The sequence below is a fragment of the Desulfovibrio cuneatus DSM 11391 genome (assembly GCF_000430005.1).
Classification (GTDB): domain Bacteria; phylum Desulfobacterota; class Desulfovibrionia; order Desulfovibrionales; family Desulfovibrionaceae; genus Frigididesulfovibrio; species Frigididesulfovibrio cuneatus.
The window spans coordinates 163,516-177,444 of sequence record NZ_AUCY01000004.1 but is presented as its reverse complement, the minus strand read 5'-3'; the positions used below and the strand labels follow the sequence as shown (position 1 = coordinate 177,444).

General features: G+C 51.1%; 10 protein-coding genes. 4 read left to right on the top strand and 6 right to left on the bottom strand.

Annotated features, from left to right (window positions below; translation table 11 throughout):
* Window positions 1-153: 153 nt before the first annotated feature.
* Window positions 154-1,074 carry a LysR family transcriptional regulator gene (locus tag G497_RS0100790; RefSeq protein ID WP_027186715.1) on the bottom strand — a complete coding sequence of 307 codons (921 nt, stop codon included), beginning with the start codon at window positions 1,072-1,074 and terminating at the stop codon, window positions 154-156.
* Window positions 1,075-1,984: 910 nt separating this feature from the next.
* Here G497_RS0100790 and G497_RS0100785 point away from each other — a divergent pair.
* Together G497_RS0100785 and G497_RS18780 are read left to right on the top strand one after the other, a co-directional pair.
* Window positions 1,985-3,175: an HD domain-containing phosphohydrolase gene (locus G497_RS0100785; protein ID WP_084515809.1), complete on the top strand. Its 1,191-nt coding sequence runs from the start codon at window positions 1,985-1,987 to the stop codon at window positions 3,173-3,175.
* Between the two features lie 247 nt (window positions 3,176-3,422).
* Window positions 3,423-6,785 (top strand): hybrid sensor histidine kinase/response regulator, encoded by a 3,363-nt coding sequence (locus tag G497_RS18780; protein WP_051257690.1) that lies wholly within the window; start codon window positions 3,423-3,425, stop codon window positions 6,783-6,785.
* Between the two features lie 110 nt (window positions 6,786-6,895).
* On the opposite strand, the gene tilS is transcribed toward G497_RS18780, so the two are convergent.
* The 5 genes from tilS to G497_RS0100755 all read right to left on the bottom strand — a co-directional run bounded on the left by tilS (window position 6,896) and on the right by G497_RS0100755 (window position 11,408).
* Window positions 6,896-7,990: a tRNA lysidine(34) synthetase TilS gene (gene tilS / locus G497_RS16020; RefSeq protein WP_051257689.1), complete on the bottom strand. Its 1,095-nt coding sequence runs from the start codon at window positions 7,988-7,990 to the stop codon at window positions 6,896-6,898.
* 2 nt (window positions 7,991-7,992) lie between these two features.
* The gene (locus G497_RS0100770) at window positions 7,993-8,328 is read right to left on the bottom strand and encodes a hypothetical protein (RefSeq protein WP_027186713.1); all 336 of its coding nucleotides are present in this window, start codon (window positions 8,326-8,328) and stop codon (window positions 7,993-7,995) included.
* A 233-nt stretch (window positions 8,329-8,561) separates the two neighbouring features.
* The gene (hemA, locus tag G497_RS16015; RefSeq protein WP_051257688.1) at window positions 8,562-9,926 is read right to left on the bottom strand and encodes a glutamyl-tRNA reductase; all 1,365 of its coding nucleotides are present in this window, start codon (window positions 9,924-9,926) and stop codon (window positions 8,562-8,564) included.
* A gap of 2 nt (window positions 9,927-9,928) precedes the next feature.
* Window positions 9,929-10,747: a cytochrome c biogenesis protein CcsA gene (gene ccsA / locus G497_RS0100760; RefSeq protein WP_027186712.1), complete on the bottom strand. Its 819-nt coding sequence runs from the start codon at window positions 10,745-10,747 to the stop codon at window positions 9,929-9,931.
* Window positions 10,737-11,408 (bottom strand): precorrin-2 dehydrogenase/sirohydrochlorin ferrochelatase family protein, encoded by a 672-nt coding sequence (locus G497_RS0100755; protein ID WP_027186711.1) that lies wholly within the window; start codon window positions 11,406-11,408, stop codon window positions 10,737-10,739. Before G497_RS0100755 ends, ccsA begins: the two co-directional genes overlap by 11 nt.
* Window positions 11,409-11,760: 352 nt before the next feature.
* Here G497_RS0100755 and G497_RS0100745 point away from each other — a divergent pair, with 352 nt between their 5' ends.
* Together G497_RS0100745 and G497_RS16010 are read left to right on the top strand one after the other, a co-directional pair.
* Window positions 11,761-12,405, top strand: coding sequence for a protein-L-isoaspartate(D-aspartate) O-methyltransferase (locus G497_RS0100745; RefSeq protein ID WP_027186710.1), 645 nt, complete (start codon window positions 11,761-11,763; stop codon window positions 12,403-12,405).
* Between the two features lie 390 nt (window positions 12,406-12,795).
* Window positions 12,796-13,629, top strand: coding sequence for an Mrp/NBP35 family ATP-binding protein (locus tag G497_RS16010; protein WP_156907864.1), 834 nt, complete (start codon window positions 12,796-12,798; stop codon window positions 13,627-13,629).
* The last annotated feature ends 300 nt before the right edge of the window (window positions 13,630-13,929 follow it).

The window sequence follows — 13,929 nt, the reverse complement described above, 5'->3', positions numbered from 1 at the left end:
ACGTATTTCAAATTGCAAGGCTTTATTCCATTCCCGTGTAAAAACCGTTTTTTCCTTGGCGGGTCGCCTTGCTCCTACAAAACCATTGCGTTCATCCTCTGCTTGCCCAGGTTATATCATATCAATTCTGGCAGGTTCAACCCAGAATTGGTACTACTTCACTTTGGCAAACACTTCACATAAAAAATCTTTTACCACACGCACGCGGGAAGGGAGTTTGTTGTTTGCCCACAACAGGTGCACATCTAACGTTAATCCTTTCCACTCTGGCAGAATCCGCATAAGTTTTCCTTGGTCGACAAATTCCTGCGCTTCGGCCGGGCGTAGCAGCATAATCCCCATCCCTGCCACCGTCATATCTTTGAGTACGCGGACGCACGTTGCACTGTGCCGTGTATTTATTATTATTTTGCGACATTCATCTCCTTTCGAAAGCATCCAAGGGCTTCCTTTGTAAATCAATGTCAGCCCAGGGAGTAAGGTAAGGTCTTCCGGTCGTTGCGGAATGGGATATTTTTCAAACAGGCTGGGTGCCGCGAAGACATAAAGGTCTAACGAGGTGAGTTTGCGGGCGTTGAGGTTGGAAGTGGGCAAATCACCCAGGCGAAGGTCCAGGTCGACAAGCTCAGAGTGCAGGTCCGTGGGTTTGTCTGTAAGAAAAAGAGAGAGTTGTAGGTTGGGCCATTTATTAAGGAGCTTTGGCAGTTCCGTTGCAAGGATAGAGTAGTACATTTCAGAAAAAATGCTTAAACGAACAGTTCCTGTAATATTATTTGTTTTTTGTGTGCCTTTTTCATAAATGTCCTCCGCATTTTGCATTATTGGAATGCATTTTTCCCGTAAGTCTTCCCCTTCAGGTGTTAATACTACGCTGCGGGTATTACGGACAAACAGGGAAACTCCAACACTTGTTTCCAGTGCTTTTATTCTGCGAGACAAGGTGGAAACGCTTAATCCCAGGATGTCTGCCGTTTTGGAAAAATTTTTTTGTCGTGCTAATTCAACAAATAAAGGAATGTTTTGCCAAAAAATATCCAGAGACATGCTATTTTTGCAATACTGTTTTTCATTCATTGCTATTCATGTTCACTTTTAGGAGTGCTACAAAGTTATTCAGGGCACTAACCCGTAGAGTATAGTATTTTTACTCCGGTTTCAAGGTAAGTGCGTTGGCGGTAACCGCCTAGGCTTGGGCCCTGAATGGTGTAGGAAAGAGCTGAAAGCACGAGCGAGAACGGTATGTAGTTCCCCCCCCGCCCTGCATACCTTGCAGGACTGCTACAAATCGTGTGTTTTCAGAATAAGCGGCATTATGCCCCTTAGCCTGCACTTGGGCAGTACTGGTCCTCACCTGGCCAGTGCTGCCTTTTTTTGTTTCTATTTGATTTTATGTAAGCACATACCGCAGGTCCAGCAAAATGCGTTCAAGCATATTTTTGAAAGAGTGTCAAATATCCACTTAGCTATTTTTAAGGTGCCTTGTGAGCGATATATTTCCCGCAAATTTAGTTAAGCGTATTGATAATGTATAGGATTATGATTAAAATTACCCCCATATATTTGTGCTCTTCTGGAGTATTTTTCAATAAATCTGCATGAAAATTCATGCTGTGCATATCGCCTGGTCCGCTGTTCTTTCCTGTTGTTTTTGTACCTGTTTTGTGTATAGTCTCTCCAACAGTCTTTTCTATTCAACTGCTTGAACCCTAAACAAATGGCACTGTTCATTGCAGCGTATATGCAGGTGTGTGGTTGTTTCTAGCCGTATTGGCTATACACAAAGCACTGAGAGCAGTTTAACGTTGAAAATAAAATCCACTTACCATAAGGGGCATGGATCATTCCATGTATTATGTTGTCATAATAGAATTGAACGACATGCTTCGCGGGTGTTCGCGTTGCGTCCACTGAGCAATTTCAAAGTGAAATTGCCCTAGTTCGAGTCTTATTATTTCCGGCTCCTTCCCGGGGTACGGAGGGAACTATGCGTGAAAATAATGCATTTTTACATGAAGGTTCTGCGGCGGCACAGCGGCAGGCTACCCCTGCCCAGGAAGCTGCCGACCCTTCGGCTCGTAAAACAATTTTCCTGGTTGACGACAACCTGACCAACCTGACTTCTGGCAAAAATGCCCTGGCAGGTGACTATAACGTGTTCACTTTCAATTCCGGTGAACGGTTGTTGAAAATGCTGGAACGCACCCGGCCAGACCTTATTCTGCTTGACGTTGAAATGCCTGAAATGACTGGGTATGATGTTATCAAAATTATCAAGGCCAAGGAAGAAACCGCCGCAATTCCCATAGTATACCTTACCGCAAAAAGCGATACGGAAAGCGAGCTTGAAGGGCTTTCACTTGGCGCTGTTGATTATATTGTAAAACCGTTTTCCCCGCAGTTGCTCCGCAAGCGCATAGAAGTGCATTTGCTTATTGAATCGCAAAAGCGCGAGTTGCACCATTACAATACCAACCTGGAATACATGGTGGCGGAAAAAACCAAAACTGTGGTGGAATTGAAAAACGCTGTGTTGCGCACGGTAGCAGAGCTGGTGGAATGCCGGGACGATATTACCGGGGGCCATATTGAACGCACCCAGAAGTATCTTTCTGTATTGGTGGAAGCCATGGTTGATGTTGGCCTGTACCGCGAAGAGGTGGCCGCTTGGGATGTGGCGCTTGTGTTACAATCTGCCCAGCTGCACGATGTAGGCAAGATCGCCATTAGCGATTCCATTTTAAAAAAACCTGGCAAGCTTACCCAGGAAGAATTTGAAGAAATTAAGGTGCACACAACATTTGGTGCCCGCATTATTGAAAAAATCAAGAAGAATACCGCAGAACATGAATTTTTGAAATATGCCAAAGAACTTGCCGCCACACATCATGAACGCTGGGACGGCAAAGGCTACCCCAAGGGGCTTAGAGGCAGGGATATTCCGCTAAGCGGCAGGCTTATGGCCATTGCTGATGTGTATGACGCTCTTGTTTCTGTGCGCCCTTACAAAAAGGCGTTCAGCCATGAAGAGGCTGTGGCTATTCTTAGTGAAGGACGGGGCACGCAGTTCGACCCGGCTTTGGTGGATATTTTTCTCACAATATCCGATACCTTCAATGAAATAGCGAACTTCCACAGCCAATGGCCAAGTGACTTCCTGTTTGGCGAATCGTACTAGCTCATTTTAACGTTGAAACGCTAAATCCATTTACAGTAAAGCGCGCGAAGAAATGTATATGACAACTGGTTATCATAAAATAAAACGACACGCTTCGCGGGTGGCAGCAACGTGTCCACTGAGCAATGTCACAGTAAAATTGCTTTAGGGAAAGGCTGGCTAATCAGACATTTCTTAATTACATCCGGGGGTTGCCCTGGGTATGTGTGCAGCATGAATGCGGTGCAACCCGCAAAGGGGTTTTGGCATGAACCGTTCGGTGTTTTCGCGTATTCTTACTGCCTGCTTGTTGCCCTTGCTGATAATTTTTTCGCTGGTAATTATTGCTATTAATGAAATTGTGTACTCAGAAAATGAACATTTTACCGATGAAAAGTCAGAATTGTTTGCTGATGAAACCATGCGGCAGATTGGCGAGCGCTTTACCAATATCCATCTGTTGCTACAGCTTTTGAACAACAACCTGCTCAATATAGATCCCGCCAAGCCGCGTTCCGCTGAAATTGCCTCCCTTCTGGTTAAATCCACACTCAAGGCTACCCCACACATTCACAAGGCGCTGTTTGTTTTTTACCCGGATGAATTTTTGCCGGGGCAGGCCTTTTCCCGTTTGTTTGTGAAAGAGGGTGAGAATATTATTGAGCGCGACGAATTTATAGACCCTGCTGACATTCTGGCAACAGGCCCTGTGGATCACAACGTCACATTTCAGGCAGGCAGCCTGCCCTTGGAAAATGTAAAGTACTACGATTACATTCTCGGGCATGGTGCTCCTTACACTGCCACCATTATTTCTTCCCTGGTGCGCAATGGCAGGGTTGTGGGCATGGTGGGTATCAGTATTTTATATGAAGAAACGTTTCGCTTCCTGGATGACAAGCAGAAGGAAGGAGAGCAAAAGGTGCTGCTTTTGGACTGCAACGGAAGGGTTGTGTATGCCAAGGACAGGCGCATTATTAACCGCAATATCGCCGAACTTGGCTTTGAGCATGCAGAGAGTGTTATGGCTTCCCTTGGGCTTGGCAAGCCCTTTTGGTACAAGGGTTTTTCCTCTTTCTGGAACAAACAGGCCCGCATATACTTTTTCCCTGTGCAAGAAGACCTAACAAACAACCAGCTGTATTTGTACATTGACCTACCGGACGACACCTTGCTGCGGGCTGCCCGCAACGCCACCACAACCATTGTCAGCATAAGCATTATGGGTCTTATTTTGTTTGTGGGCATTTTGTTTTATACCACACGCCGTATTGTGCAGCCCATTAAGCAGCTTACCGAAAGTGCGTACCGCATTGCCAATGGCGACTTGAGCATAGACCTGAATTCCCAGCTAAGCCTTGTGGCTGAAAGTAAACACCAGAAAAGCGAGATAAGCAGCCTGTTTCTTGCCCTGAAAGAAATGTTGCGCCAGCTTAACCAGTTGCAAACGGTGAAAATGGAAGCCATGGAAGCCATGTACGAAAAAGAAAAGGCTGAAGCTTCTGACAGGTCAAAGAGCATGTTTCTGGCAAAAATGAGCCATGAAATACGCACTCCCATGAATGCCATTATTGGCATGGCAGAACTGGCCCTGCGGGAAAAACTGCCTGCGGCTGCCAATGAACATGTGCTTATGATAAAACATGCAGGCATGAACCTGCTTTCGATTATCAACGATATTCTGGATTTTTCAAAAATCGAATCAGGCAAGCTGGAGCTGGTGCTGGATGATTATGTATTCTCTTCCCTGGTGAACGATGCCATTAATATTATTCGCATGCGTGTGCTTGATTCCCCTGTGCGCTTTGTAACAAACATTGACTGTAATATTCCCAATAAACTGTTTGGGGATGAAGTGCGCATTCGCCAAATTATTTTAAATTTGCTGAGTAATGCCGTAAAATATACGGAAAAAGGCTTTGTTGCTCTGAATATTTCCTGCACACAACAATCAGAAGAAACCACGTTGCTCACCATTTCTGTGGCAGATAGCGGCAAAGGCATTCGCCAGGAACACTTGGGCATGCTTTTCGTAGACTTTGTACAGCTTGACCTGGTGAAAAACCGGGGTATTGAAGGGTCCGGACTTGGGCTTGCCATTACCAAGTACTTTGTGGAAGCCATGAACGGTAAAATTACTGTGGAATCGGAATACGGCAAGGGCAGTGTTTTTACCGTAACATTGCCGCAAAAAGTGCAGGAATATGAGCGCTTGGCGGTGGTGGATGCGCCAGACCAGAGAAGTGTGCTCTTGTATGAGCGTAGGGAAGTATATGCGGAATCCATTTTACGCACCATGCACAACCTTGGTGTGCAGTGCGCCACTGTTGCTACAGATAATGAGCTGTTCCTGGCGCTGGCCCAGGGCCCGTGCGATTATCTGTTTGTTTCTTCCTTTTTGCTTGGCAGTGCCAAAGAAGTGATAACCCGCCTGGGGGTAAGCCCCAAGGTGGTTTTACTTACCGAATTTGGGGAGGCCGTGGGAGAGCACAGCCTGCACACCCTGGCCATGCCTGCCCATGCCATGTCTATTGCCAACATTTTAAATGGGCAAATTTCCAGTTGCCCATACAGCCCTGGCAAAGAAATATTAGTGCGCTTTTCCGCGCCTTCTGCCCGTATTCTTATTGTGGATGACATTAAAACAAACCTGAAAGTGGCTGAAGGGCTGATGCTGCCTTACCATATGCATATTGACCTGTGTAGCAGTGGCACAGACGCCATTACCGCAGTGCAGGCCCGCAAGTATGACCTTGTCTTCATGGACCACATGATGCCTGGCATGAACGGCATTGAGGCCACTATGATTATTCGTGGCATGGGCGATGTGGACCCATACTTGGAAACCGTGCCCATTGTGGCCCTCACAGCCAATGCTGTGGCTGGGGCGCAGGATTTGTTTATGGAAAGTGGTTTTGATGACTTCCTTTCAAAACCCATCGATGTGATGAAGCTCAGCACGTTGCTGCGCAAGTGGATTCCACGCCAAAAGCAGCAAAGCCCCATTGAAGAAGGGGGGCATGATGCGAGCACCCACATGACTATTGATGGCTTGAATGTTGCTGCTGGCATTGCCAGTACAGGCGGTTCCCTGCCGGGCTACCTGCGTACGCTGTATGTGTTTATGGAAGATGGCCTGACAAAGGTGGCGGAATTGAGTGAATGCCTGGAAGAAGGCAACACTCCTTTGTATGTAACCTATGTGCATGCCTTGAAATCCGCCTGTGCCAGCATAGGGGCGGAAGGGCTTTCCCAGCGGGCAGCGCAACTTGAAGACGCAGGCAGGCGCAGTGATATGGGCTTTATTCTGGTGCACCACAGTTCATTTTTATTTGATTTGCAAACGCTGTTGCAAAACATACAGGCTGCCCTGGCAGGGCAAGGCGTGGTGCCGCAAATGGAAGGCGAGGTGACAATGGAGGTGCAGGCCGAATTACGCGCCCTGCGCAACGCCATAGAAGAGTTGAATCCTGAAGCCATTGATAATGCCGTGAGCGCGCTGCAAACCCTGGTGCCTGGAGCCAGTGGTTCTTCAGCCCTGGGAGCAGTGCTGCATAATACGCTTATTGGTGACTATGAAGAGGTTCTGGTCATCATCGACCGGTTACTTTCTCCCCCGCCTGTGCAATAATCCGCACCCGAGCGCCCAGCATTTTCATGAGAGAATATGCATAAACACGCTATTACGCATGCTCTATGCGGAATAGCGTGTTCTGTTTTGCCCTGGCTGCGGGCACGCTTTTAGGGCGCAGGCAAGCACCACTCAATGTGCCGCTTATGTACGGTGGCGGTGCATCCACCTGAAAACTGGAATGTTTTTGGGAACTGTTCCCCCATGCAGGCAGTGTCCAGCCGGAACAGGGTGGCTGCCAGGGGGGGCACGCCCCAGCGCTGCAACTGCTGTTTATACCAGCGCAGGCGCAAGGCTTGCGGCAAGGGGGCCAAAAAGGCTGTGGGAGTGGTGTGGAAAAGGGGTTGTGCCTTGGGCTGTGGCACACAAGAGGGAGGCGGCGCTGTGCTGGCCCCGGCATTGTGCAGGGCCTCTGCAAAGTAGGCTTCATCCCCTTGCCCTTGCCGCCATAAAAGGGCCACATGTTCCAAAAAGCGGGGGTTTTCCTGCATTACCAGGGGGAGCAGGGTGTGGCGTATCCGGTTGCGGGTAAATGCCGTGTCGTTGTTTGAGGCATCCATAAGGGCTGAAATTTTAAGGGTGTGTAGGAAGGTCTCAATGCTGGCTCTGGGGGTATGCAGCAAAGGGCGCACCAACTGGCGGGTAGCGCATATGCCTGCCATGCCGGAAAGCCCGGGCCAGCCCGCCCCGCGCACCAGACGCATGAGCATATCTTCCGCAAGGTCATTCAGGTGGTGGCCAAGGGCCACAAACGTGGCCCCGCTGGCCTGTATGGAGCTATGGTAAAAATCGTACCGGGCGGCGCGGGCTGCTTCTTCCATGCCCATGCCATTGGCCTGCATGGTGGCTGGCACGTTGGCTGTGTGGCTGTAAAAGGCAATGCCCGCAGCATGGCAGGTGGCTTTGCACCAGGCTTCTTCCGCCCCGGCAGCCTCGCGCAGGCTGTGGTTCAGGTGGGCCGCACTCACGCGGCACCCCTTATGGGGGGCCAGGGCATGCAGGCAGGTGAGCAGGGCCAGTGAATCTGCCCCGCCGGAAAAACCCACTAAAAAATGTGTGCCTGCCAGGGGCACGCCCAGTTCTGCTTCCATGAACCTTGCTGTGGCCAAGCAAAAACGGGCCGCTGCCGGGGGCATGGCCTGTAAGGAAATGGGAAGCTGGGGAACGGGGGGCAGGCCCGGCATATAATCGGCAGGGTGGGGCATGGCTAAGCGTGAATGCCCAGCTCCACCAGCATGGCGTCCAGGTAGTCCATAATGTGTTGGCGCAGGGCTGGGGGGGCGGTGGCAATGCATTCACAGCGCATGGCATTGCGGGCACGCACAAGTAATTCAAGGTGCAGGGCGTCTTCTGTTACTTCCAGGCCCAGGGCATAGGGGCCGCACTTGGCGGCATGTTCCTGCTGGGTGGGGGAAAGGTGCTCCAGGGCCACGGGCAGCCAGAACAACCCTTCCAGCCCGGCACCAAGCCCAAGCCCTTGCAGGTGTTTGGTGATGGCGGTAATGTCCTGGGCGTTTAGCTGGTCTATGGTATATGTACGCATTAACCCTCCCTCTTTTAAACCATTGCACAATGAATTTTATTGACTTTTATTGGGGGACGCTGTCCCCCAGCCCCTGCAAGGGGCATAACGCCCCTTGTACCCATTTATGTTCACTTCCCCGCAGGGCGGGAAAGTGAACGCTGATGCGGGTTCCAAGGGCATGATGCCCTTGGCGGAGGGGGGGGCAGAGCCTCCCCACGTAAAGTACAACAATTTCAATTGTGTAATACGCTCTACTTTTTAGTGCCCCGGCACGACCGGCATGTGCCACAACTGCTGTTGCTGCATGTCGACTTACGGCGGCCCAGGTGGGCATCTTCTGGCACGTTTTCTACGTCCAGGTTAAACACCCGGCGCACAGTATGAATGGCAGTGTCTGCCGCATTTTGCTCTGCAAACCTGCGGCGCAAAAATGAAATGGGTTCATGGTTCGTTTTTTTGATAACCGCAGCCAGCATGGCTTCCAGTGCGAGCCGGGTATCCTCGGAAACAGGGCCAATGCGTTTCAAGGTTTTCTCCAGTTCCTCATTGGCAATACGTTCCGCGCGGCGCACAAGCTTTACAATGGTGGGTTGCAGGTCCAGCTCTTCCATCCAGCTTACGAATATGGCGGCCTCTGCCGTGACGATTTCCGCCGCTTTCCCCGCTTCTTCCCGCCTGTTGGCAAGGTTTTCTTCCACCACTTCTTTCAGGTCGTCTATGTCGTACAGGTACACGTTATCCAGGCTGTTCACGTCTGGGTCAATGTCTCGTGGCACGGCAATATCTATAAAGAACATGGGTCGGTTTTTACGGCGTTTCAGTACGTTACGCATGTCTTTGGCGCGTATGATGGGTTCGTGCGAGCCTGTGGAGCTGATAACAATATCCACTTCGGCCAAGTGTTCGGCAAGGCATTCAAAGGGCACTGCCGCACCGCCATATTGCCGCGCCAGTTGCAGTGCGCGTTCATGGGTGCGGTTGGCTACCCGCACAGACTTAATACCCGCATTCACCAGATGAGTGGCGGCAAGTTCCGCCATTTCCCCTGCGCCAATGAGCATGGCCCGAATGTCACTCATGTCATCAAAAATGCGTTTGGCCAGTTCCACGGCTGCATAGCTGATGGAAACGGCACTGGAAGCCACGGCTGTTTCGGTGCGTACCCGCTTAGCAACAGAAAAGGCCTTGTGCAGTAGTCGGTTCAGAATAACCCGTGCATGGCGCTGTTCCAGGGCATAGCGGTAGGCGTCTTTTAATTGTCCCAGAATTTGCGGTTCACCCAGCACCATGGAATCCAGGCTGGCAGCCACGGTAAACAGGTGTTCCACTGCCGCAGGGCCATGGTGAATATACACATAGGGGCGCAGGGCGCTTACAGGCTGGTTTCGGCATGTGGCCCAGTGTTCCAGCAATTGTTCGCTGGCCCCTGGCGCATTGGCAACCGCCACTATTTCCACCCGGTTGCAGGTGGAAAGTACCATGCATTCGTTAATGCCCTTGCCAAGGGGAATTATGCCTTGCTCTTTCAGGGCTGGGTCAGTTAGGGCGAAGCGCTCGCGCACTTCCACCGGGGCCGTTTTGTAATTTAAACCGGCAAGAATAAGGTATTTGTCCATAATCAGGGCTGCAACAACGTGCTGTGGTGGGAAAGGAAAAAGTCCAGCGTAAGGGAAAGAGCTGAAATACTGAAAATGATAATGGCCATTACAGCCGTCTTTCTGCCTTGGTAGCCAAGGGCCATGCGCTGGTAGAACAGCAAAGCGTACAGAAACCAAGTGAATAATGAAAGTAGTACTTTAGGGTTTTCAAGCTGGTGTTGGCTGAGTGGCAGCCAGATAAAACTGGACATAAGCCCCAGCGTGTATAGCGGGAAGCCCACAACCACCGCAATTTTATTCACTTTATCGTATATACTTAAGCCCGGCAGCCCTTTGGCGAAATCTGCAAGAGGCATTTTAGTTTTAATTTTACGTTCCATATACACAAACAGCAGGCCAGAACCAAAGGCCATGGCCAAAAGCCCAAGGCTTATGAACAGGGAAAGTACGTGCAGCCCAAAAAACAGCACGGCCCAATGTTCCGGCAGCACACTGGTAACATTGGAAAGACGCAGGGAAAGCACAAACAGCAAAAGTGCCAGGGGCGCGGCTGTTAGGGCAAGGAAGGGAAGGCGCAAAAAACGCCATGCCGCAAGGTATAAAAAGATAAGCAGCCAGGAAAGTAACTGCATGAAATACCCGGCGGAAAGTTCCGCAAAAGGGTGCGCCACCAGGGTAACAAGCACAGCAAGGGTATGCAGGCCAAACCCGGCAAAAGTAAACCAGTTTGCCGCCACCTTAACCTTGCGGCGCATGGCAAGGGTACCCATAAAAATACCTAGGGTGGCAAATGAATACGAAAGTATTACCAAAAGGATGAGTATTGATTCAAAGCTCATGGAGCAAATCTCCCACGTGGGGGTGGAGTGGTTCTGGTAGCACTGTGGCCAGATAGATGCGGGCTTCTTCAAAGCGCCCTTGGTGTAACAGGTCTGCCAGGGGGCCATTCACCAGTGTTCTGAAAATGTGGGTGTTTTCTTCTGTCGGCAGGCCTTGGGCCAGTAACTGGGGGCGCAGCCTACCCAGCACCAGGGCTAGGCGTGTGAACCGGTTATCAAGCCACATTTCCAGCTCCTGGCGCAACCGCCGGGAAAGGGCCGGGCTTGCCCCCTGGGTACCAATGGCGGCCAAAATGGGGCCATTATGAAAATGCGCGGGCACCACAAAGGCGCTTTTTTCCTGGTTGTCTGCACTATTGCACAAAATTCCGCGTGCCTCGCACAGGTCTGCCACCAGTTCGTTTACCTGGCGGTTGCCTGTGGCGGCAAACACCAGGGCTTTGCCCAAAATATCTTCTGGCTGAAAAGGACGGCAGGCAAGGTGTACACAGCTGTTTTGCAAAAGCGGGGCAAGGGCTGTGCCTGGGGCAGGTTCTACCACCATAATTTTTTGCGGCTCTGCCATAAGCAGGGAAGCAATTTTGCGGGCTCCCACAGCACCACCGCCCACCACAAGGACTTCCTTGTTGTGTAAATTCAAAAAAAGTGGGTAGAACTGCATGCCGTTGAAAAACTCCTTGCCTTTGCTCTGTGTGGTCAACAACGCCCCGGCAGGGGGTGCTCATATTTCCTTTCGCTGCAAACAACCTCATAATACATATGAACCATTCTTGCTGCAAGGCAAAGCTGTCCGTTCTGGCTCATTTGCCTTGCCTGCTGCCTTTTAGGCATATAAGGCATTGACTTGCGCGTGAAAATTTGTTCCACAAGAGGGCGTGATTATCAAAAAGAGCTTCATTCTTGCCCGCAGGGCACCCTCTGCCGGGGGCATGTGTGGCATCGGTGGGCATTAGTCCCCGTTTGTAACGTACTGCCAAAGGCATAAAGGCAACTATATTGTTCAAGGAAAGGCCATGACCGCATACCGCATAAGCCGCGACCGAATGGTGCGCGACCAGCTTATAACGCGAGGTATAACCGACCCGCTTGTGCTGGAAGCCATGCGTACTGTGCCGCGGCATTTGTTTGTGCCAGAGGCCCTTGTGCCCCGCGCCTATGAAGATTACCCCCTGCCCATAGGTCTTGGGCAAACCATTTCGCAGCCCCATGTGGTGGCTGCCATGACAGAACTTTTACAGGCTAAGCCCGGCATGCGTATTCTGGAAATTGGCACCGGTTCCGGCTACCAGGCCGCAGTGCTGCACAGCATGGGGCTGGAAGTGTATTCCATAGAGCGTATTCCTGAACTGTACACCCGTGCCGCAGACCTATTTCTGCGCCTGCGCTACCGGGGCCTGCGCCTGAAGCTGGCAGACGGCACCCACGGCTGGGAAGAAGCAGGCCCCTTTGACCGCATTATTGTTACCGCTGGCGGCCCTTCCATACCCAAGCCCCTGGTGGCCCAACTTGCCGACCCGGGAATAATGGTTATTCCTGTGGGGGAAGAACGCCGCGGGCAACGCCTTGTGTGCGTGACCAAAGAAGAAGGCAAAGTGCAAGGCCGCGCCTTGGATGCTGTTTCGTTTGTGGATCTAGTCGGCACCCACGGCTGGGCCTAAGTGCAGGGTGTCTTTTTGTTTTTGCTTTCGTTGGGCAGCGCTTTTGACTCGGGTCGAGTACCGTAAGAGTACACTCGCCTCATCAAAAGCTTGCCCGCCTTGGCAAAAAGCAAAAATCCACTCCTGCACTTGTAGAGGAAACGTTTTTGCCTTCGTTGGGCAGCGCTTTTGACTCGGGTCGAGTAGGCCAATAACAAAAATTTTCCATCCCATACATATAACATTCTGTTCATAACACGATTTTTTCACTTGAAGAAGGAGCATACAATGGCTGATTCCATTCCCACAGCCCCGGCAGCGGGTTGTTCTTCTCAATCCAGTTGTTCCAAGGCCGGTAACGACGGCTCTGGTTGCTCTGGTTGTGCTTCCAGCCGTGGGGCAAATGACCCCATGTCCATGCAGGATGCCCAAATTGCCCAGGCCGTGGGCCACATGGGCCACGTGCTGTTTGTTATGAGTGGTAAAGGCGGTGTGGGGAAAAGCTCTGTGGCCGTTAACCTGGCCATAGCCCTTGCTGAACGGGGAAAGCGTGTGGGCATTCTGGATGTGGATATTCACGGCCCCAGTGTACCCAACCTGTTGGGCCTTGGCAGTGGCCTTGATATGGACGAAGATGGCGAAACGTTGTTGCCTGCTCTTTACCGTGACAATGTGAAGGTGCTTTCCATGGATTCGCTCCTGCACGACAAAGACACTGCCATTATTTGGCGCGGCCCCAAAAAAACAGCCGCCATCCGCCAGTTCTTAAGCGATGTGAAGTGGGGCGATTTGGACTTTCTGGTCATTGACTCCCCTCCCGGCACGGGGGATGAGCACTTGACCATCATGAAAACCCTGCCGGAGGCACTGAGCATTATGGTGACTACGCCCCAGGAAATTTCCCTGGCCGACGTGCGAAAAGCCATGAACTTCTTGCAGCACGCCCATGGCACGGTGCTTGGGGTGGTAGAAAACATGAGCGGGCTGGCCTGCCCCCATTGCGGAGGAGATATTCCCCTGTTCAAGAAGGGCGGCGGTGAAATACTGGCCCAACATTACGGCGTGCCATTTCTGGGGGCCATTCCCCTGGACCCTGCCACCGTGGTGGCGGCAGACAAAGGCGTGCCTGTGGTTCTTCTTGAAGGCGAACACGCTGCAAAAAAACAGTTTTTTGCTCTGGCAGAAACTGTAATTGAAGCCTGCGCCAAAGAGCGCTTTGTACGCATGCATTTGCCGAAAGAGTAAGAATACGCTGTAAGGCAGGGAGCAGGGCGGCGCTTTCTGTTTTTTCCTGCCAGCCTGAGGGAAGCCACTGCACGCAGTGGCTTCTTTTTGTTCAACGCGTTGCCAGTGGCTCATTTTTGACTTTTCGCAACAGGCAAAATGAAAGCTTTTTAGGCTTACATGCCAACTGGCATTGCACTTCGTCGCGCTCTCAGGTAGTATAGAAAGGAAAGCAGAATGCAGGGAGTGTTTTTGGCTGGTACGCCTGAGTTTTATGACTCCTGCCGAGTTTTTTGTGGCTTTTGCTCGTGTTGCCAGGTG